The organism is Vreelandella hamiltonii (assembly GCF_014651775.1).
Taxonomy (GTDB): domain Bacteria; phylum Pseudomonadota; class Gammaproteobacteria; order Pseudomonadales; family Halomonadaceae; genus Vreelandella; species Vreelandella hamiltonii.
Genome location: NZ_BMXN01000037.1, coordinates 1 through 21,186, shown reverse-complemented (window position 1 = coordinate 21,186; position 21,186 = coordinate 1). Strand labels below are relative to the sequence as shown.

Here is a 21,186-nt window from a genome sequence, read left to right as displayed (position 1 = left end):
GGTAAAAAGGCCACCTTCCGTGGCCAGAAAGTGACCGTTGACGCGGTGAATATGCCGCCCAGAGTGCTTTAGCCGCTCAGAGACGAATTGATCAGCGGTTCCTTAGAGCAAAAACATGACTTTTCAACATAATAAATAGATCATAAGGCCATTTCCCTGACCCCACTTAGGTAGCCCCCCATGCCTGCATTGCGTCAATTTGCGAGAACCCGCACTTTTGCCTGGCCACTTGGCATTGCCGCGTCGCTGTGCAGCTTTTCAGTCTTCGCAGCCAGTGTCAGCGTCACCGACACTCAAGGCGCGCCGTTGGAAGATGCCGTGGTCGAGATCTATATCGATGGGGCAACGTTACCGGCAGCCACCGAAAAAAATATCGTGCAGCGCAATGCCGCCTTCAACCCTACCGTCACCACGATCCCGGTAGGCAGCCATGTCGCTTTCCCCAATGAGGACACGACTCGACATCACGTATTCTCGTTTTCACCCGCCAAGGTCTTCGACCTGGAGCTGTTTCTGAGCGAAACACCGCCACCCGTTCACTTCGACCAGCCAGGGGTCGTGGTACTCGGCTGCAATATCCATGACCAGATGCAGGCGTTTATTGTGGTCAGCGAAGCACCCTATGTAGGCATGACCGATAGTGCGGGCAAGCTCGATCTGAGCGACCTCCCAGCAGGTGACCATCGTATTCGAGTCTGGCACCGTCGCATGGATGACAGCCAGAATGTATGGTGGGAAGGCAGCATCAGCGACGCCGACGACCTGATGGTCAGTCTGGAGCTTAACGCCCTGACCCCGGAGCCTCCCGAGCTGTCACCGCTACAGCAGCGTTTTCGTAATGCGACTCACACTCACTGAACGCTGCCAAGCAGCGATGAAACGAGGTTGAAATGCGCTTTCGCACGCGCTTGACCCTGGTTCTGCTGACCGTAGTGATCGTCTCCCAGCTCGCTACGGGCGTGGCTTTCTTGCGCGCTACCCAAAACGATGCCCTGGCAAAAGGCAATCAGCGTTTGGAGGTCGGCGCACGCGTCTTCGAGCAGTTCCTTGAAATTCGCGGTGACCAATTGCGGGACAACGTTGCGATTCTGGCCGACGACTTTGGCTTCAAGAGTGCCGTGGCAACCCAGGATACGGCCACCCTCTATTCCGTGTTGGGAAATCATGGCGACCGTGCCCAGGCGGACATGGTGCTGCTGAGCAATTTGAACGGCGAGGTCCTGGCCAGCAGCCATCACGATCAGGACAGCGCCATGCCGTTTCCTGAACTGTTCGATCGCGCCCAGCAAAGCGGCAGCGGCGTGGGCGTCGTGATCGATCAGGGCCAGCCCTATGAGTTTGCACTGCTGCCCGTGCGTGCGCCCAACCTTATCGGCTGGGTAGGCATGGGCTTTCTGATCGATGAAGACGTTACTCAGGAGATCAACACGCTGACCGGCCTGGACGTGAGCGTCGTCACCTACGATGCCGCAGGCGAGCTTAGCTACCTGGCCAGCTCAAGGCCCGGGGGAGCCGAGCAAGCGCTGAACCTGGCAGGCGACCACCGTTACCTGGCCTACTCATCGGCACTGCTGTCCACCGAGCAATATCAATCCCACGTATTGATTCAGCTCTCTCGTGATGAGCTGCTGAGCGCCTATAGTCGGCTGCAGTGGCAATTGTTCGGTATCGTCGTATTGATGCTGCTGCTCACATTGGCAGCCGCGCTGTGGAGCGCTCGCAGTATCAGCCAGCCGCTGATTGCGCTGGCCCAGGCCGCTCAGCGCATTGGCCGTGGAGAACGGATGGCGCTGCCCAACGAGGGCTCGGTGGCCGAGACTCAACAGCTGGCCAGCACGCTCTACTCGATGCAGGAGGCCATCGCCAAGCGGGAGGCCACCCTGCTGCATCAGTCTCGTCATGACCGTTTGACGAACTTGCCCAACCGGCTCAGTGCCGTCGAAGACATCGAACAGCTCGTTGCCAGAGCGCGCCCCTTCACGTTACTGCGTTTTTCGATCAACGATTTTCGTGACATCAACGATACCTTCGGGTATGAGCTGGGGGACCATTTGCTGGTTGCCCTGGCGCACCGTTTACAGCAGTTGCCTGAACCTATTCACAAGGCCTATCGGCTGGATGGGGACGAGCTGATGCTGCTGATTCGTCAGGCACACTTCATCGAGGCACAGCGGGAAGAGATGATGACGCTGATCAGCGAGCCGATTCGCCTGGATCAGTCCATGATCGTACCTTCCCTCTCTGCCGGTGAGGTCAGCTACCCAGAACACGGCAATAGCGCCCGCTTGCTGCTGCGCCGTTCAGACATCGCCCTGGATCAGGCACGCCGACACCGCCACAGCCACAAGCGCTACCAGGATGGACAAGACGAGCAGCATCTGCGCCAGCTCATGCTGATCCGAGACCTGCAGGAAGCCGTGGATAAAAACGAGCTGTGGATGGCCTATCAACCCAAAGTGGATACCTCCACTGGCCGTGTCTGCCAATTCGAGGCACTGATGCGCTGGCGCCATCCTACACTGGGCTTCGTGCCGCCGGATGAGTTCATCGAACTGGCCGAGCGCTCAGGCAACATCGGCCTGCTGTCGGACTGGATGCTGATCCATGTCTGCGAGCAACTGCAGCGCTGGAAACACGCGGGGCATCACCTCTCGGTGGCTATCAACCTGTCGGCCAGCGATATCATCGATAGCGATCTCGCCTTGCACATCCAGGACCTGATGGAGAGCTACGGACTGACACCTGACCAACTGGCCGTAGAGGTCACCGAAAGCGCGGTCATGCAGGATGTCGAAGCTGCCACGCGTACGCTGCTGGCACTCAGCGACATGGGCTTGAAAATTGCGGTGGACGATTACGGCACGGGCTACTCGTCACTGGCTCAGCTCAAACGCTTGCCCGTGAATGAACTCAAGATCGACAAGTCCTTCGTGCTCAAGCTCGATACCCAGGAGGAGGATCAGACCATCGTACGCTCGACCATCGAGATGGGCCACAACCTGGGGGTGCGTATTGTCGCGGAGGGCGTCGAAAACCTCGCCAGCGCAGCGCTGCTCAAGCAATTACACTGTGACTACCTGCAAGGCTACTGGATATCCAGACCCATGCCGGCCCAGGACGTTGCCCCCTGGCTGGAGGCCTTCGAGCCGATCAACTTTGCCGCTCCTCTGACGCAAGCACACTAAAAAAAGGGAACACCATGCGTAAAGCGCACTTACTCAAACGGCCCCTGTGGGTGGCGGCCACCGCCCTCAGTGCGCTGCTGCTGGCCAACTCGGCCACGGCAGGCAGCCGTATCATGGGCACCGGAGCGGTCACCGCCATCGAAGGGGCAGCAGGCGGCGGGCTTTCCCCATGGGCGGTGCTCGCCAGCACGGCCAGTGACGATGAAGTGGGCGTCACTGCCGCCGTGACACGAGCGTGGCTGGATGATTATCGCCTGACCGTGACCGGCGCCAACATCAACATTCATGACCGTGTGGAGGTCTCGATTGCCCGTCAACGCTTCGAACTGACGACCCTGGGCGGCGAACTGGAACAGGCCATCTACGGCGCCAAGGTGCGTTTATGGGGCGACGTGCTGTATCACCCGTGGGGTATCTGGAGCGCGGGCGTCATGCACAAGCGCCTGGACGATGGCACTGTGCCCACCGCACTGGGGGCTTATGACACGAGCGGGACCGAAGCGTACCTGAGCGCCAGCAAGCTGCTGTTCAACGCCGTGCTGGGCCGGAATGTGTTGCTCAATGGCACCCTGCGCAACACCTCCGCCAACCAGGGCGGACTGCTCGGCTTTGGCGGCGACCAGGGCGGACGATCCTGGATGGCAGAAGGGAGCGTCGGCGTGTTCATCACGCCCAACTGGATCATCGGCACCGAATACCGACAAAAACCTGACAACCTGAGCGTGGCCGACGAAGAGGATTGGCAAAGCATCTATAGCGCCTACTTCTTCAACAAGCACGTTTCCTTGACGGGGGCATGGCTGGATCTGGGCGACATCGCCGGTCTGCCTTCTCAGCGCGGTGGCTATCTCTCGTTACAGGCGGCGTTTTAACGCGGCTTGGCCCATGACCCAGCCCTTCATTTTCAGGAGTCGACATGAGTAACCGCCACTTGGCCATCCGCAACACGCTGATCATTGGAGTCCTGTCAGGTCTCCTGCTCACTGGTTGCGCCCATCAGCAGCCATCCACCACGTTATACGAACGCGTCGGCGGGCAGGCCAGCCTGGAAAACGTCGTGGAAAACCTGCTGTATCGTATCGCCGATGACGCCGATATCGTCGTCTATTTTGCCAATAGCAACATCGATTTGTTCGCGGCGTCCTTGGTCACTCAGCTATGTGACATCAGCGATGGCCCTTGCCAGTACGAAGGCCCGCCCATGGACCGTGCTCACCAGACCATGGGCATCACCGATGCTCACTTCAACCGAGTAGTAGAGTACTTGAACGAGGCCATGATAGAGGAAGGGATACCGCTAGCCGCACGTAACGACATGCTGGGCCGCCTGGCGCCCATGTATGCCGACGTCATGCGCCTGCAGTAATCTGCCAGCCATCACGTCCGGCGGTCTTGACCTGGTACAGGGCTTTATCCGCCGCTTCGTAGGCACCGGCAAAGGCCGTTGCCATGGCAATGAAACGCGTGGCGCCCACGCTAAGCGTCACGCGCTTTTTATCCGGGTGAGCGGGATGCGGGTACTCGGCCGCATCGAGCGCCGCCTGAAGCGCTTCGCACTGCTGTGCCAGTACGCTATTGGAAGGGCACGGTAGCAACGCCGCAAACTCATCGCCTCCCAATCGATAAAGCTGGGCCGTCGGCCCCAGCGCCTGCTCGATCATGCTTGCCAGCTGGCGCAACAGTCGGTCGCCCTGAGGATGCCCCAACGCATCGTTGTACTGCTTGAAAAAATCGATGTCGATCAAGATCAGTCCCAGCGACTCACCCTCGCGACTCACCACGTCCTGATGCAGTGCACTGCGATTACCGATCCCCGTGAGCGGGTCGCGCATGGCGCGGGCCATCCAAGCCAGCTTTTCGGCAGTGGCGTGTTCCGTCTGACGCAGCTGCCGCTCATGCATCGCCCAAAACCCTAGACCCAGCACGAAGATCAGCAGACTGGAGTAGGTCAATACCTGGTTGTGGCGTCGGGTGCTTTCGGAAAAATCATTGATCGCCATACCGCGCCGATCCAACTGGTGCATTTCGATACGCGTCAGGCAATCGACGGCGATGAATAGCGCGTGGGCCGCGTCGATGGGTTCGATCTGCTGTTGTTCCAGGCGTTCGGTCATCTCGTCGACCAGTGCCAAGCTGGGCAGGGTACAGGAGTAGTTCTGACGGTATACACTGACATCGAAAAGCCCATAGGCAAGATCCAGCGCATGGTTGGCCTCGCTGATGTCCAGCGGAGACGTCGCCACCAGCAGCGACTCTTGGGCGCTCTGCACGTAGCCTCTCGCCCGAGTCGCCAGCTGCTGCCCGGTCAGGCTGCCGGTCTGGCTGAAGTAGGCCTGGATTTCCGGGTAGACCCAACGAGACTCATAGACGATCAATACCATCAGGCCCATGAAGCTCATCAAGCTCAAGGAGAGCCACGTCATGTAGCGGGGGCGACGCTTTGGCTCTCCTGGTGGCGCTGCACTCACCACTGCGCCTCAATGCTGCGAATCATCCAGATCCAGTCGTTGAATTCACGCAGGTTTTCGGTATCACGGCCAGAGTATTCACGCTCCACCAGACGCACCGGGCCCCGCGAGCGCAGCGTCAGCGGCTCACCATCTTCCACGGTGACCAGATACCAGACCGGGTTGTCCCAGCCCCCCAGGGTCACTTCGTAATCATCCCAGGCAGTGAAGTGCAGTTGCGGGGGTACCGACCCGAAGTGTTCCACCAGGAACTCACGAAACGGAATTCCCTGCATTTCCACGTCGCGCCCTTGATAAGGGTCGTAAACGGTAAACGTGGTATTGGGCTGCTCACGCAGATCACTGATGGCGATTTTCTCGGTGGTTTCCCCATCGATCAGGTTCAACGCCTGCGCCTGGGCCAAGGTCGGGAGACATAGCGCAAGGAGCAGTCCCAGCACCATGTTGCAGAGAGGTTTCAAAGAAGTGCGGGGCGTTACAGCAGTACGTGGCAGCACAGCGTTCATGGCCGTTCGGTTCCTGGTAAGGGTAGGCGTTCAAGTGGTCACACTTTACCAGAGCATCAGGCCAAAACACTTCAACGGCTGTCAACTGATTTACCACAGGCATAAAAAAGCCGGCCCAGTGGGCCGGCAAAAGGAAGTTTACACTTGCATGTAAACCCCCTCCCCTGACGACTGCTACAGCCAGCTGGATCAAGGCTTCTTGCGTTCATCCTTGCGTAGATGATCACGCACCACGAAACCAACCCAGCCCACCATAAACGCGATCACCAATGCGACAGTTACCAAGCCGAAAATGACTGCATCGTCCCAGTACATGATGTTCCCCTCCCGCCGTGATGTATGAAGCCATCGTACGGGTTTCGAGCAGGGGAACACTGACCTGGGTCAACCTTTGAAAACCACTCCACCCTGGGGCGTGGCGAACTTGATATAGGTCAGTTTTAGAGCACTTTGCGGTCTTCGACCTTGCTGTGTTCGGTACCCGGCGGCAGCGGATGGCCCTTGGCCAATTCGGCGCGGGTCGCCTCGCGCACGTCCAGCAGCGTCACATGGTAGCGCAGCGTGTGCCCGGCCAGCGGGTGATTGGTATCCACGGTCACGCTATCGCCCTCGACACTCAGTACGGTGACGATCTGCGGACCGGCCTCGCCTTCGGTTTGAAAACGGCTGCCCGGTGCAAGCTCCGCGCTGCCAAACGATGCTCGGCTTACCTCTTGCACCAACGCTTCATTGCGAACGCCATAAGCGTCTGCCGGGGTCAAGGTGACCCGCAGCTCATCGCCAGCAGAGCGCCCTTCCAGGTCACGCTCCAGGCCAGGCAGAATATTATCGTGGCCATGCAGGTACTCCAGGGGCTGTTCGCGCGCGCGGGAGTCGTCCAGCACACGGGTACTGCCATCGCTGAGCACGTCGCTGAGGACATAATGCAAGGTGACGACCTGATGGGCGGTAATCGACATGGAAAACTCCTCTCCGGTAAGCTGTCGGCTTGATAGGATGTCGGGCCCAGTTTACCACCGACCGGTTTTTAGCGGGCCTTGCGCCCTGGTTTTCTTTTGGAGCGAAACACCCCATGCCCACCCCTACCCCCCAGCGTAGCTGGCTGGCGGCACTTGCCATCTATCTCAAGGCGCCGGTCATCACCATGCTGTTTCTTGGTTTTTCCGCTGGCCTGCCCTTTCTGCTGGTATTTTCGACCCTCTCGGCGTGGCTACGCAGCGATGGCGTGGAAGTCGCCGCCATTGGCTTCTTCGCCTGGATCGGCATGCTCTACTCCATCAAGTTCTTCTGGGCACCGGTGGTCGACCGGCTGGCCCTGCCCCTGCTGACCCGCACCTTCGGGCAGCGTAGAGGCTGGATGCTGCTGGCACAGGGGATGATTGCCGCAGGGCTGGTGGGGCTGGCCGGGCTCGACCCCGTGGGTAATCTGGGTTGGGTCGCAGCCTTTGCGCTGCTGGTGGCGTTTGGTTCGGCCACCCAGGACATCGCCATCGATGCCTACCGGATCGAATCGGCCAACGACGACCTTCAGGCAGCCATGGCCTCGACCTATATCATTGGCTATCGCGGGGGACTGATCGCGGCGGGCGCTGGCGCGCTTTACGTGGCGTCGGCCTTTTCCTGGAGCGCCGCCTACCTGAGCATGGCGGCGCTGGTGGGTATCGGGGTGCTGACGGTATTGATTCGCCCCGAGCCTCAGCGCGCGTCGCTGAGCGTGCAGTTGATCCATGAGCCCAGGGTGCGCGCCTTCCTCCGCGCCAGCCGCGGTCAACCCAAGGTATTCCGGCGCATCACCGCCTGGGCGATTGGGGCCATTGTCTGCCCATTCACCGATTTCTTTCGCCGCTACGGGGTGAAGGCACTCGGTATTCTGGTATTTATCGGCGTGTTTCGCATCAGTGATTTGGCCATGGGCTCCATGGCCAACCCGCTGTACATCGACCTCGGGTTTTCGCTGGGCACCATCGCCAGCGTCACCAACATCTTCGGCATCGCCATGAGCATTACCGGTGGGTTGCTGGGGGGGTTACTGGTGGCCCGCTACGGGATTGGCCCGGTGCTGATTCTGGGCGCGGCGGCCGCCACGCTGACCAACCTGCTGTTTGCCGTGCTGGCGTTGATCGGTAACCAGGTGCCGATGCTGGTCATCACCATCATTGGTGACAATCTGGCCAATGGCCTGGCCAGCGCAGTGTTCATTGCGTTTCTTTCCAGCCTGACCTCTCGGGCCTATACCGCCACCCAGTATGCGCTGTTCTCGTCCTTGATGACGCTGCCGGGCAAATTCCTGAGCGGCTTTGGCGGCCTGGTGGTCACGGCGCAGGGCTACGCCACTTTCTTCGTGGTCGCCACCCTGCTGGGCCTGCCCGCCATCCTGCTGGCCATCTGGATCAGCCGCGACAAGCAGCTGGTGCCCACGCCCAATATCGCTTCCCGCTAGCGGTGGCGCTCCAGCCAGGCCAGTGCGCCTGGCGTGGTGCGCCACTGGTCACGCATCAGGGTGCGGTACTGCCAGGCTTCCGCACGGGAGCCTGGGTCGACCTGGCCATCCGGATGGGGCATGGAGGGGCGCGGGTTTTCCGCGCAGATCAATTCCAGCGCATAGCGGCTGTGGGCCATGACATCGGCCAGCGCCGCTTCTGCGGCTTCCTGTTGGCCCAGGCGATAAAGCGCCAGTGTGCGGCCCATCAACAGTCCCAGCACCAGCGAGCCGTCGTCCTTTTGCGGCTCGTTGGTCAGCGCCAGAGCCTCCTCGTTGCGGTCATCGCGCAGCAACTGGTCCAGCACCAGTTCACGCAGCCCAAGGCTATCTTCCTGGTCGATGGCCAGCAGCTCTTCGGCCAGCTCACGAGAGTGCTGGCGCGCGCCCCGCTCCATGCCCACTACCAGCGCCAAGCCGGTGCGCAGCAGCATGGCATTGTCGGCATCGTCCCAGCACAGGCTGCCTTCACCAGCGGCCCGAGCCTGCTCCAGCCAGCGCGAGAGGCGCAGCGCCAGAGGCTCCAGCAGGCTGGGTGCCATCCACGGCAGGCTACCAAAGCGGCTGGTCAGCGCCAGCGTCAAATCCTGCACGACCTGAGGGGCATCCAGCCACTCGGGGTGGGCGCACAGCTCGGACATCCAGTCGATGGCGTTGACCCAGGGGTCTTCCCGAAAACCCAGCGCCACGTCTTCGTCCACCAGCACCTGGAACTGCTCATGCCAGGCGGCAAACAGCGTCTCTTCACGGGCGGTGGTGGTGTACAGCAAACGACCCCGCTCAGCGTCACGGGTAAGGGTCAACAGCGGCGCAGTGGGCAGCGCAGCCAGCAGCGCCTGCAGGGCCACCAGCGGCGTGGCCATGTCCTCTTCGGCGCTCAATAGCTGGTCGGCCAGGGTGGCCCCCGGGTTATCGGCCAGGGCGGCGAGAAAATCGAGCTGCTCGTCATCCAGCCCGCCCTGGCGTGCCAGGCGACGATACCAGAAATCGGCTCGTTCCTTGGCCTCCTGCTCATGGCCTTCGTGGAGCAGCAGCATGGCTTCGATATAGGCCAGCGTCGGCGAGTCGGGCAGCGCCTGCTGGGCTTTGACAAAGGCCCCGCGAGCGCTGTCGAGATCGTCGTTATCCAGGTGCATGAGGCATAGCCGCTCGAGGGCCACGCCGCGCAAGAACAGCGGCCCCCGCTCCATCACTTCGTCCAGCAGGTCGGCGCGTTTGCGGGTGAACCCGCGCTCCTGGTAGATATCGAGCAGAATTTCGAAGGCGGGCTCGGCCTGTTCGGGCAGCCGCGACCAGTCGCTGCCATCGAACAGCGACTCCAGTATCTGCATGGCGCGGCCGGTCTGGCCACTTTCTGCCGCGATCAGCCCGGCTTCCAGCAGCGCCTGGGGCGGTGCCTGCTGGCTCTCCAGGGCAGCCTTGAGGGTGGCGCCTTTCCACTCGCGCAGCGAGAGCATCCACATCATCTGCTCGGGAATGTCGGTAGGGAAGCTGACCCGGTAGCAGCACTGCTTGTATTTACGGCCTGAATCACACCAGCAGGGTTCGTTGCGCCCAGGCGTGGCCAGCGGCTCGCTGGCGAAATTCAGCCGCTCCAGCGGCGTCTGCGACCATAAAATGGGCGCCAGCGCCTGCGCAGTGGCCACGTTATCGTTGAAGGATGCAGCGCCTTCGGCACGCACCCAGGTCATGAAATCCGGGTAGTGCTCCTGCTGCCTGATGGCCGAGAGTGCCCCAGAGGCAAATCCCAGCAGTTGATCGACCCATACCGCCAGCATTGCCGTCTCCACTGTCTTCAATACGCGTTTTCAAAGCGCCGTAGTCTAGCATGGCTGACCACGCTGCCGCAGCGACAATCGCTCAGGGAGAATGCCCCCTCAGGGCGTGCGCGCCCAGGCCAACAGCGGCTGCGTGCGCTCATGCATGTCGAGGCGCGCCTTCAGCCTTACCAGATTCCAGTAATGGCCGTTCAGGGCTCGGGAAAGCAGCAGCGTATCTGCCGGCGGCTGCAGCCGGTCCATGGCTGCCCATACCTTGGGCGTCAGCTCACGCAGTCGGCGGTGTACACGCACATCGCTGAAGTCCTGCTCGCCGGGCGCAAACAGCGGCGTGATGCACTCTGCCGACTCCTTGTAGAGCGCCAGCGGAGCGCCCTGACCCTGGCGTCCGCCCATCTTCATCAGCGCATCGTCCATGGCCATGGGGTCTTGTGCCAGGGTGGCATCCAGAAGCTGCATCATGGCTTTCAGGCGCGCTTCCGGCACCGGGATCACGGCGCCCAGATCATAAATCACCAGCCTGCCCTGCTCGTCGCAGGCAAAGTTGCCTGCGTGGGGGTCGGCATGCAGCTCGCGGTAAGTGAACAGCTCTTCGGTGATCCAGTCGGCCAGCGCCACGGCTATCTGCTGGCGGGTGGCATCGTCGGCGCTCTCCAGCTCACGCAGCGGCGTTCCGCCCACGTAGCGCATGGCCAGCACATGCTGCCCGGAAAGCTCGAACAGCGGCTCGGGGATCACCAGCGCCGGGTTGCTCAGGTAGCGCTCGCGATAGCGCGCCAGCGCCTGGGCCTCGGCGTGATAATCCAGCTCGTCACGCAGGCCTGCCGCCAACTCCTCGAACAGCGCATCCAGCCGTGCCTGGGGCACCTTGAACCAGCGGCCCAGCCCCATGATCCGCTTGACCTGCTTCAGGTCGCTTTCCAGCACCTCGGCAAGCCCGGGGTACTGCACTTTGAGCACCACGGTTTCACCGTCATGGGTCACGGCCTTGTGCACCTGGCCCATGGAGGCGCTGGCGAACGGGCGCTCTTCGATGCTTTGAAAGTGCTTGTCGATATCGCCGTACTGCAACACCAACGCCTCGCGAATTTTGGGCCACGGCATCGGCTCTGCCTGACGCTGCAGGCGCGCCAGCTCGTTGGCCAGCTCTGGCGGCAGCAAATCGTCCCACTGCGACATGATCTGCGCCAGCTTCATGGCCGGGCCTTTCAACTCGGAAAGCCCCTCGAACAGCGCTTCGCCCAGTGCCTGCCAATCTGCCTGGCCGCCCAGCCGAGTCTTCAGCAGGGCACCGCCGGTGCGGGCACCCAGCCCCAGTAAACGTCGTGTTCTGCCGCGTTCGCGCATGGAGATCGCCTTTTCGGATGCTTTTGAGCCAGCTTACTCAATCAGCTAATTTTATACAAAAACTATACGCAAAAAATCATCGCCGCATGCCCATGACACCTGTATACATTTTCATGTATCAGGACTCTAACCCGTTGGCCACTTCTGCTACCATGCCCTTTCGTTCTTCACTGCCTCCAGGATCACACCCCATGCGCTTGATTATCGCCGAGAAACCCAGCCTGGCGCGGGCCATTGCCGATGCCCTGCCCGGCGGCCAACGCCAGGACGGAGCGATTGTATGCGGCGAAACCATCGTGACCTGGTGCCTGGGCCACCTGCTGGAGCAAGCCCCACCGGAAGCCTACGACCCGGCCGACAAACAGTGGCGGTTGGACAGGCTGCCCATCGTGCCCCGGCAGTGGCAGCTGGCCCCGCGCCCCAAGGCACGTGGCCAGCTGGCGGTGATTCGCAAACTGATCAAGCAAGCCACCAGCGTGGTGCACGCGGGCGACCCGGACCGCGAAGGCCAACTGCTGGTGCAGGAAGTGATCGAGCACCTGAAATACCGTGGCCCGGTACAGCGACTGCTGGTCAGTGACCTCAACCGACCCGCCGTCAGCCGCGCCCTGGCCAGCCTGCGGCCGAACAGCGAGTTCCAGCCGCTGTTCGAAGCGGCCCAGGCGCGCGCTCGCGCCGACTGGCTGTACGGCATCAACCTGACCCGCGCCTGGACCCTTACCGGCCGCCAGGCAGGCCACGACGGCGTGCTTTCCGTGGGCCGTGTGCAAACCCCGGTACTCGGGCTCATCGTGCGGCGCGACAACGCCATTCGTGATTTTGTGCCCCACCCCTTTTACCCACTGTGGGTGGACCTTCAGGTGGCCCAAGGCCAGCTGCGCGCCTGGTGGGCTCCCAAAGAGCACCAGCCCCTGGATGAACAAGGGCGCTTGATTGACCGCACCCCCGCCGATGCCCTGGCCGCTCAACTGCCCGGCGCCCGCGGCACGCTCACCACATTAGACCAGCAGGAGAAGCGCCAGGCCCCGCCGCTGCCCTACTCGCTCTCTGCGCTGCAGGTAGATGCCGCCCGTCGTCATGGCCTCTCTGCACAGATGGTGCTGGATATTTGCCAGCGGTTGTATGAGCAGCACAAGCTGATTACCTACCCCCGCTCCGACTGCCGCTACCTGCCCGAGGAGCATTTGCCACTGGCCCGACAAACCCTGGCCAGTGCCTGCCAGCACGACGACACCCTGCGCGGGTGGCTCCAAGGAGCCGACTTTACCCTGCGTTCAAAAGCCTGGAACGATAAACAGGTAGGCGCGCACCACGCCCTGGCCCCCACCGGCAAGCCCGCCGATTTCAGCCAGCTTTCCGCCACCGAAGGGCATGTGTTTCGACTGATCGTGCGCAACGTCATGGCACAGTTCTATCGCCCGCTGCGCACCTTCGAAGTCAAAGCCGAGTTCACCCTGTTGAACGAGGCCTTCCGCGCGCGGGGCCAGAGCATTCTCGACCCCGGCTGGAAACCGCTGTTCACCACCCGAGAAGAGGCCCCGCCGCTGCCGCCACTGACCCAGGGCGAAGCCTGCCAGGCCCTCGGTGCAGGCGTGGAAGAGAAAGAGACCCGACCGCCAGAACCCTTCACCGACGCCAGCCTGATCAAGGCGATGATGAACATTGGCCGCTACGTGGACGACCCGGAAGTGCGCCGCACCCTGCGCGACACCGACGGCCTGGGCACCGAAGCCACCCGAGCAGGCATCATCGAAACCCTGGTGCAGCGCGGCTACCTGGTACGCCAGCAAAAAGCCCTGCGCGCCACACAGCTTGGCGTCGCCCTCATCGCCGCGCTGCCCAGCGCCGTCAGCACTCCCGAACGCACCGCTCTCTGGGAGCAGCGCCTGCGCGCGATCTCCGAACGCCAGGACGACCCCAACGCCTTCCAACACGCCCTGCTGGAAGACTTGCACACCCTGCTGCGCCAAAGCGATGCCAGCAAACTGCGCCACAGCCTGCAAACCGCCCAAGGCGAAGCCGCAGGCCCCGCCAAACGCAGCGGAACCAGCAAAAAGAGCTACGCACGGCGCAAGAGTACCGGCAGCAAGACGGGCAGCAAGAAAAGTACGGGAAGCCGCAGTAGCACGGCGGGGAAGCGAGTGCGCTAAAGGCGGACTGACTAAATCGGCCACATTCGATTGATGAGCCCGCAAAAAGTCATGATCACCACGTCTCATCCGTACCTGGTGGCCCCACATCCATCGGCGTATCCGGGGCGATGTCTACCACTCCTTGCACGCGCTTGAGGCGCTGGACGGTAGCGTCATCGGCGGCACCGGTAATGCAGCCGATCTCCTCCAGCACCTCGCGGACGGTGAGCCCTTCGGCGCTGAGACGCGTGGCGATGTCATGGATGGGCTGATCGCCGGAGATCGTGATCAGCCAAAGCGTTACCGTTGCCATTGAAGGTATCTCCCGAAAATCAATGCCACACGTGTTGATGGGCATGCGCTGGACGGCCGGAGAAGACCGCCAGCGCACCACGCTGCCTAAGGGGCTTGTACCAGCCCCGCGCCTACCTGCTCTTGCGATAGCGGCAAAGGCCGAGCAGAGGCTATTAATTGATCCCACAGTTTTCGACCACGCAATGAAGCATCCGACTGGGCCCAAAGGGCCGCACACCCCGCCACGTGCGGAGTCGCCATGCTGGTACCGCTGATGGCCTTGTGACAGGTCGGCCGAGGCCAGGCAGACAACACGTCGCGCCCGGGGGCAGCCAGCTCGATCTTGCCATGATTGGAGAAGCTGGACACCGACTGGTTGGGGTCCAGGGAAGCCACCGACATCACCGTGGGCGAGTTCGCCGGGGCGCCGGTTGGCAGGGTTGAATTGCCCGCCGCCGCTATCACCAGGCAGTCGTTGCGTAGCGCTGCCGCACCGGCATGGGTGTAGGCGGCCTGTACCGGGCTCTGGCTGCCCAGTGACATGGAGATCACTTCACAGCGATTGGCAATCGCCCAGTTCAACCCCGCCAACACGCCTGCGCCCGTACTGCTGCCCGAGTTGGTCAACACTTTGCCCACCAGCACCTGGGCATCGAAGGCAACCCCGTAACGGGGGGTATTACCGCGGGGAGACTTCGGGCCGCAGGCGGTGCCAATACAGTGTGTACCATGCCCATTAAGGTCCTGCACCGGCTCGCCGACGAAGCTGCGCGAGACAAATTCACGGCCCGCAAACTCCGGGTGGCCAAGGTCCATCCCGGTATCCAGCACGGCGACCTTGATACCTGCCCCACTCCATTGGCTGGCGGGTACTCGGCAACGGGCCAACCCCCAGGTGGTGGCTCGGCCCTCTTGTTCTGGCTTTTCGACGGCGTTTTCCATCTCCAGCTCCACCCCCATGTCACGGGCAATGGTGGTCGCGGCACGCAGAAAACCGCGCAAGTACTCCGAGTTTTCCGAAAAGGCAAAATATTCCGGCTCGATGATCTCGATGGGGCTATTCACCGCGAGCTTGTCCAGTACGTCCATGCCATGGTGCTGGAAGGCATCGCCCCCCACCAGGGCTACGCCCAGCGCTGGAAATACCAGCGCCTCGGCGTCACCGGTTTCGTCCAGGCTGACCGCTTGCTCGCTGAAATCGCGCGCGTCGGCAATACGGAAGTTGAGGGCTTGCAGTGCCTTGATGCCCTCTTCCACTTGGCCGTCTCGATAGCTGATCAAGTAGCGCCCTGTTTCCAGACAGCTGCCGCCCCGCTCCAACGCCGCCAGCAGCAGCTGCTCGGTCTTGCACGAAACGGTGGCTATCGAAGCGTCACCCTGTCCATTTGGTCGTTTGGTCATCCTGCACCTCTTTACGCTTGGCACTCTGCATGATCGCCCTTTCTCCAGCATATGCCTGCCCTGGCGGGCCCTTTGGCGAAACGGCGTACGTACCCCTCAGCCTAACGCACCTCGCGTTCCCTGCCAGCACGATTGCAAAGCATTACGGGCTACGGCAGGCCCCTGCAAACCTCAGTCCCGCTGGCGGGCAACGGGTCGCACCACCCACCAGCTGGCCAGCACCAGGCTACCGAACAGGGTATATACCGCCACGAACACCCACTCCGGTGCCGTGTAGTACAGCAGCCGCTGGAGCCAGTGTTGAATGAAGGAACCGGCGTAAGTGGCTGAACCGGCTTCGGCACGCAGCGCCATTTCCAGGGTGGTGAGCGGGCAGACGGCTCCTAGCCACGCTTGCACGACCACATAACCAATGGCGCCTAGATGAACAAGCCGAAACCGGCGGTGGCGCACCCAGTGCCAGCCCAGAATACCGCCCAGGTAGATAGCCAGTAGCCCCAGCACCACGAAGGCTACGAACAGCACATGCAACAGCAGCACGGCATCGGCCAGTAACAGCAAGAGCGATGAGGGCATGGGCGTTTACCCCATGGAGTGAGTATCGCTGTCGGGCTCTTCCAACAGCGGCGGCACTGGGCAGCCGAGCATATCGGCCACCGCGCGGAACAGCTCTGCCTCGGCGGCGCGAATCACGCCGCTGTGTTCTACACAGCGGGTCATGGCGTTCAGCAAGCGGGCTTTATGTAGCGGTTTCAAGCGGCGCAAGCGCTCTACGGCCAGGCTGAGCGCCTGCATGTCATCGGCGTCTTGAAGGGAAGACAACGTAAAAGGCAGCGAGGCCTGGGCAGCCCGCAGCGCGGCAGCCACGGCCTCGTCACCCGCCTGCCCTGGCGCCACTCCCGCCTCAGCCAACACGCCCAACAGGCGCTGACATTCGGCCTGGGTCTGTTCCAGCGTCAGGGTTTCGGCACCGCCGTGACGCTCGCTCAGATGGCTCAGCAGCAGCTGGTAGAGCGTCCACTCGAACAGGCTGACCTTGCCGTCGCTATGGATCAAACGCTCCATACAGAGCCTGAAGTGCTGGGCCTGCTGTGTGGAAAGCGAGGTGAGCGCAGGCAGGGCAAGTTCGATCAGCGGCAGGCGCAGCTGTACATCGAGCCGGGCCACCTGCTCCTTGAGGGTATGCAATGCTGCGAACACATCCGGCAGCGCCACGGCTTCCAGTGCCGCCAACTGCTGTGTGCGTTCGGCGTCATCGTTACTTAGCAGCATGGCGTAGATCAGCGCCCTGGCACTGTAGGGTTCATGAGCGGCCTCTACCAGGGTGGCGGGCAAGGCATCGATCACGTCGCGGGCCTTTTGAAGGTGGCGCGGATCGGGTTGCCCCATGGCCCCCAGCGCCACCTGCATGGCCGCCATACTGAACAGTGCCTCGGGAGACGTGGGCATACCGCCCATCCGGTGGTTCTGGGGGCGTTTGTCTGCCTCGGCACCAGGGGTGTCGGGCTCTTGCTCCGAAGGCGCTGGCTGCAAGGCTTCGAAACGACCGTGCCAGTCGGGTAGAACGCGCTGAATGCGCGACTTGAGCGGCGGATGCGTCGCCATGAGCTGGCTTAGCCCCGACGACACTCCTTGACTGAAAAACAGGTGGCTGAATTCGGCAGCCTGGGGCGCCGAGAGGTGCGAACCCTTGGCATGGGCTCCCACTTTCACCAACGCACCGCCTATCCCCTGTGGGTTGCGGGTGTACTGCACGGCTGCCGCGTCGGCCAGATACTCCCGCTGACGGCTCACTGCCGATTTGATCAGCCCGCCAAAGAAAGTGCCCGCGTAGCCGATCAAGGTGAGCGCCAGCCCAAGGCCCAGCACTACCGCCGCCGAGTTGTCGCGCTTGTTGCTGCTGACTCTTCGAAAGCGCAAGCTGCGCAACATCATGCCGCCTGCCAGACCAATCAGCAGCACGCCATGCAGCAGGCTCACCAGCCGGATGTTCAGGCGCATATCGCCGTGCAGAATATGGCTGAACTCATGGGCGACCACCCCCTGCAGCTCATCGCGGGTGAGCTGCCGAATGGCGCCTCGGGTAATGCCCACCACTGCATCGGCAGGCTGATAACCGGCCGCAAAGGCATTGATCCCCTCCTCTTCCAGCACGTATACCGCAGGCACCGGCGTTCCGGAGGCAATAGCCATCTCTTCGACTACATTCAGGATCCGCCGCTCGTCGTGATCGCGCGTGTCGAGGTTGATCAGACGGCCGCCCAGCGCTTCCGCCACCACACGGCCACCTCGACGCAGCTGGCGCTGCTTGTACAGCCCCCCGAACCCCACCAGCGCCAGCACGCCGACGGCCACCGCCGCCAGCAGCTCCCAGGAGAGCATGGCCAACACCCCCTGCTCGACCGGCTGAGCCTGACTGCCGCTGGCGCCCATCATGTACAGCGCAATGGCCACCACCAGCGTGGTCACGCCGATCAACGAGACGATGGCGAGGAGCAACAGCACCACCCAACGGCCCGTGTTGCGCCTGGCGTGGTCTTGTGCGGTAAAGAAATCCATGGCACTGGCCTCCCTGTGGTCACCCGGGCCTGGGCATCACGTCTAGAACGAGACGCTCGGCGCCGTTTGCAGTTGGGCGCTGTCTTCGAAGGTCAGCAACGTGGCATCCTGCCCATGCCCCAGAATGCCCGCCACGGCAATCGGCGGGAAGCTCTGGCGATAGGTGTTGTAGTGCATCACCGCGTCGTTGAACGCCTGACGGGCAAACGCCACCTTGTTTTCGGTACTGGTCAGTTCTTCCGACAGCTGCTGCATGTTCTGCGAAGCTTTCAGGTCCGGGTAGGCTTCCATGACCACGTTCAGCCGCCCCATGGCCTGAGTCAACGCGCCCTCTGCGCCTCCCAGCTGCGCAATAGCCTCGGCACTGCCAGGGTTGGCCGCGGCGGCTTTCAGGCCGGCGGCGGCTGTGTTACGCGCTTCGATCACCGCCTGCAGCGTTTCCCGCTCATGATTGAGGTAGCCCTTGGCGGTTTCCACCAGGTTGGGAATCAAGTCGTGACGCCGCTTCAGCTGCACCTCGATTTGCGCAAAGCTGTTTTGAAAGCGGTTGCGCAGCGACACCAGTCGGTTGTACACCGACACCATATAGACGGCGATCAGAGCTATCACCACCAGCACGATAACCACAGTGAGCATCATGATATTTCCTTCCGTAGACCCAGATTCATGGAGAGCGGGTGTGCCCCATTACATGATCGGCTGACCATTGATCATCAGGCTTCCTTCTTGCCAAAGCACTTCCTGCTCTTCCGCCTCGCTATCCAGCATGGCGGCAAATGGCATCGGAATAAAGCCCAATACCAGATCGGGAGGTGTGGTTACGGTCAACGCCAGGCTCAGGCGACGGCTGAGATACTCCTGAGCCTCGAAGGGGCTCATCATCTGCTCTTCACTCATCAGGCCCTCGGGTAACGGCTGCCCAACCGGCCAGAAGGCACCGTAGAGCGCTCCTTTGGCAAGGTCCTGACCGTCGAAGGCCATGTGCGTAGTGAGACGAGGCTTGAAGTCGATGCCCAGGTCGGGCAGTACGATATGGGCCTGCAGGGGGTCGATGGCCATGGTGGGGCTGGCAACCAGCATGGCGTAGCTGCTTTCCAGAGCCTCGGCCATCAGCACACGCTCTTGCTCGGCGTCCACCGGCACGCCGTGCTCTTCGGCATCCAGGTGCATGGCCATGAGGGGGGCATAGGCTTCCTGAAAGGCTTGCAGCGCCTCCAGATCCCAGTTGTCGGCACTCACCTCGAAGGCCAGGCTACCAAAGGACGTATCATCCACGCCCATCTCGGCAATCCGAAAATGGCCGCTCTGGTGGACAATGGTCTCCCCTCGTGACTCGCTCTCCGACTCCATACCCTCCAGGTAGACCCGCACGCCTTCCACGAATATTTCCGTGCGCGGTATGTCGAGACTCTGCAACAGCACGGGTTCGCCTTCGTGATGACGAGTGTTCAGGATCAGCCGTGGCGTCGCCATGCGCACGGTTTCATTGTCGCCATGGTAGGTGATTTCCTGAGCCCGGGTATCCAGGTGCCAATGCCCGTCGGCACCGCGATCGAGCCCCACCACCAGCTGGTCGATCAGCACATCCAGCGCCACGCCATCCAGCTTGGCGGCGCTCAGTTGCCCTGCGATGGCGGAACGTGTTGCCTTGAGGTCGATATCGATGATGCCCTGCACCAGTGCCTGATTGGGCACGAGTTCGCCGGTAATATCGGCGCTCAGCGCCCCGTGCTTGACGAACAGGTTGACGTCCGCCGTAGCGTCTTCGAACCCGCGCATGGCGACCGTGGCCGTGGCTCGGGTATCGAAGAGGCCCTTGTCGATCTGCACATCATGCACCTCGTAGGAGACCGACCGATCCAGCTCGGCGAAGCTATCGACCAGCGCCTGCTCCACCTGATTGCCCACCATCGCCTGAGCTGCGACATACCCACCAGCGCCAACCACCACCACGCCTGCTGCCGTCGCGACCCATCCCTTTGTACTCAACGCCATGCCTAGCCCTCTCGATAGAATATGTTGCCAACATCAACATAAGAATAATTATCAATGATGCCAGATTCGTTTCAAAAAGAAACGTCGATGCAGCGCCTTTCAGTGGTTCGCGTCGTTACAGACCCTGCAAGACATCTCCCGTATTAATGCGATGCCGCAACGCACAGCATATGCATACCTGAAGTAACATCCAGTTGCAGACGGTGAGCGCTTGGAACACCTTCCATTTTCTACAAACACGCTAGCGCACGTTAGGCCATTCGCCTGTATTCTGAACGAATCTTCGAATTCAGCATTGCTGGCTTGTTCATAACAACTTATGTAACTGAAATATGGCTTTACAGATAATTCTCTGGAAAAAGCTCTCGCTCCACCTGCTCTATCAATATATGAATAACTTTAATGTGCAGTTCTTGCACTCTATCCGCATATGAACCTGCCGGTGTACAAATAGTCACATCCGAAACACGTTCCAAAGGGGAGCCTTCTTTACCGCACAACGCAATCACATTTACGCCATTTTCTTTCGCATAACGGGCGGCCTTTATGACATTTTGACTGGCCCCACTGGTGCTTATTGCCAACAGACAATCCCCTGCTTTGGCATGGCCTTCCAGGTAACGTGAAAAAATATACTCATAGCCATAATCATTTCCAACGCAGCTAATATGGGCAACATCGCTAATACTGCTGGCAGCAAGAGCACGGCGGTCAAGCCGATAACGCCCTGAAAGCTCTTCGGCAAAGTGCATGGCATCACACATTGAGCCTCCATTGCCACAACTAAACACCTGCCCACTTTCTTTCAACGTTTTTACCAGCAAGCAGGCAGCCTGCTCAATGGAAGATAGGGCAACAGCATTTTCTAATAGCGCAGTTAGCCCTAGTTGCGCTTCTTGAAGACTCTCAACTATTAAATTGCTCATTTATTATCACTCACCTGAATCCGTGAAGCCGGCGCCGACACTTTCCCTATCACCGCCAGCGAGCACTTTTTGATCATTCGCCCCGTGCAAGTTGGCTTTCGCAAGCCCGTTATTGC

General features: G+C 61.2%; 19 protein-coding genes. 6 read left to right on the top strand and 13 right to left on the bottom strand.

What is annotated here, in order from left to right:
• Positions 1-180 precede the first annotated feature (180 nt).
• From IE091_RS17685 to IE091_RS17670, 4 genes are read left to right on the top strand one after another with little or no spacing between them, the layout of a single operon-like run.
• A complete protein-coding gene (locus IE091_RS17685; RefSeq protein ID WP_189464265.1) occupies positions 181-858 on the top strand; it encodes a cupredoxin domain-containing protein in 678 nt (225 codons plus the stop codon).
• A 32-nt stretch (positions 859-890) separates the two neighbouring features.
• The gene (locus tag IE091_RS17680; RefSeq protein WP_189464264.1) at positions 891-3,185 is read left to right on the top strand and encodes a putative bifunctional diguanylate cyclase/phosphodiesterase; all 2,295 of its coding nucleotides are present in this window, start codon (positions 891-893) and stop codon (positions 3,183-3,185) included.
• A gap of 14 nt (positions 3,186-3,199) precedes the next feature.
• Complete coding sequence (locus IE091_RS17675; protein ID WP_039178354.1) at positions 3,200-4,057, top strand: DUF3034 family protein; 858 nt, start codon at positions 3,200-3,202, stop codon at positions 4,055-4,057.
• Between the two features lie 44 nt (positions 4,058-4,101).
• Positions 4,102-4,551, top strand: coding sequence for a group I truncated hemoglobin (locus IE091_RS17670; protein ID WP_144982565.1), 450 nt, complete (start codon positions 4,102-4,104; stop codon positions 4,549-4,551).
• Here the strand turns inward: IE091_RS17670 and IE091_RS17665 are convergent.
• From IE091_RS17665 to IE091_RS17655, 4 genes are all read right to left on the bottom strand, one after another.
• Entirely contained in the window at positions 4,535-5,608 is a 1,074-nt protein-coding gene (locus IE091_RS17665) for a GGDEF domain-containing protein (protein ID WP_039178356.1), read from the bottom strand. The genes IE091_RS17670 and IE091_RS17665 overlap by 17 nt on opposite strands.
• A gap of 41 nt (positions 5,609-5,649) precedes the next feature.
• A complete protein-coding gene (locus IE091_RS18495) occupies positions 5,650-6,159 on the bottom strand; it encodes a hypothetical protein (protein ID WP_039178358.1) in 510 nt (169 codons plus the stop codon).
• A 189-nt stretch (positions 6,160-6,348) separates the two neighbouring features.
• On the bottom strand, positions 6,349-6,474 hold the full coding sequence (gene ccoM / locus IE091_RS18590; RefSeq protein ID WP_016913649.1) for a cytochrome c oxidase subunit CcoM: 126 nt from the start codon (positions 6,472-6,474) through the stop codon (positions 6,349-6,351).
• 125 nt (positions 6,475-6,599) lie between these two features.
• Positions 6,600-7,118, bottom strand: coding sequence for an FKBP-type peptidyl-prolyl cis-trans isomerase (locus IE091_RS17655; RefSeq protein ID WP_016913647.1), 519 nt, complete (start codon positions 7,116-7,118; stop codon positions 6,600-6,602).
• Between the two features lie 113 nt (positions 7,119-7,231).
• Between IE091_RS17655 and IE091_RS17650 the strand changes: the two genes are divergently transcribed.
• A complete protein-coding gene (locus IE091_RS17650; protein WP_144982559.1) occupies positions 7,232-8,599 on the top strand; it encodes an AmpG family muropeptide MFS transporter in 1,368 nt (455 codons plus the stop codon).
• Here IE091_RS17650 and IE091_RS17645 read toward each other — a convergent pair.
• Together IE091_RS17645 and IE091_RS17640 are read right to left on the bottom strand one after the other, a co-directional pair.
• Positions 8,596-10,416, bottom strand: coding sequence for an SEC-C metal-binding domain-containing protein (locus IE091_RS17645; RefSeq protein ID WP_189464263.1), 1,821 nt, complete (start codon positions 10,414-10,416; stop codon positions 8,596-8,598). The genes IE091_RS17650 and IE091_RS17645 overlap by 4 nt on opposite strands.
• A gap of 99 nt (positions 10,417-10,515) precedes the next feature.
• The gene (locus IE091_RS17640) at positions 10,516-11,763 is read right to left on the bottom strand and encodes an ABC1 kinase family protein (protein WP_189464262.1); all 1,248 of its coding nucleotides are present in this window, start codon (positions 11,761-11,763) and stop codon (positions 10,516-10,518) included.
• 191 nt (positions 11,764-11,954) lie between these two features.
• Between IE091_RS17640 and IE091_RS17635 the strand changes: the two genes are divergently transcribed.
• Entirely contained in the window at positions 11,955-13,913 is a 1,959-nt protein-coding gene (locus tag IE091_RS17635) for a DNA topoisomerase III (RefSeq protein ID WP_189464261.1), read from the top strand.
• Positions 13,914-13,968: 55 nt separating this feature from the next.
• Here the strand turns inward: IE091_RS17635 and IE091_RS17630 are convergent, their stop codons facing one another.
• From IE091_RS17630 to IE091_RS17600, 7 genes are all read right to left on the bottom strand, one after another.
• Positions 13,969-14,208 carry a hypothetical protein gene (locus tag IE091_RS17630; protein ID WP_189464260.1) on the bottom strand — a complete coding sequence of 80 codons (240 nt, stop codon included), beginning with the start codon at positions 14,206-14,208 and terminating at the stop codon, positions 13,969-13,971.
• An 86-nt stretch (positions 14,209-14,294) separates the two neighbouring features.
• On the bottom strand, positions 14,295-15,590 hold the full coding sequence (locus IE091_RS17625; RefSeq protein ID WP_189464259.1) for a S8 family serine peptidase: 1,296 nt from the start codon (positions 15,588-15,590) through the stop codon (positions 14,295-14,297).
• Positions 15,591-15,761: 171 nt separating this feature from the next.
• Positions 15,762-16,166, bottom strand: coding sequence for a DUF2784 domain-containing protein (locus IE091_RS17620; RefSeq protein ID WP_096923113.1), 405 nt, complete (start codon positions 16,164-16,166; stop codon positions 15,762-15,764).
• Positions 16,167-16,172: 6 nt separating this feature from the next.
• Complete coding sequence (locus IE091_RS17615; protein WP_189464258.1) at positions 16,173-18,149, bottom strand: M48 family metallopeptidase; 1,977 nt, start codon at positions 18,147-18,149, stop codon at positions 16,173-16,175.
• A 42-nt stretch (positions 18,150-18,191) separates the two neighbouring features.
• Positions 18,192-18,788, bottom strand: coding sequence for a LemA family protein (locus IE091_RS17610; RefSeq protein ID WP_189464257.1), 597 nt, complete (start codon positions 18,786-18,788; stop codon positions 18,192-18,194).
• Positions 18,789-18,836: 48 nt separating this feature from the next.
• Entirely contained in the window at positions 18,837-20,144 is a 1,308-nt protein-coding gene (locus IE091_RS17605; RefSeq protein ID WP_189464256.1) for a DUF945 family protein, read from the bottom strand.
• 338 nt (positions 20,145-20,482) lie between these two features.
• Positions 20,483-21,070, bottom strand: coding sequence for an SIS domain-containing protein (locus tag IE091_RS17600; protein ID WP_189464255.1), 588 nt, complete (start codon positions 21,068-21,070; stop codon positions 20,483-20,485).
• Positions 21,071-21,186: the final 116 nt, after the last annotated feature.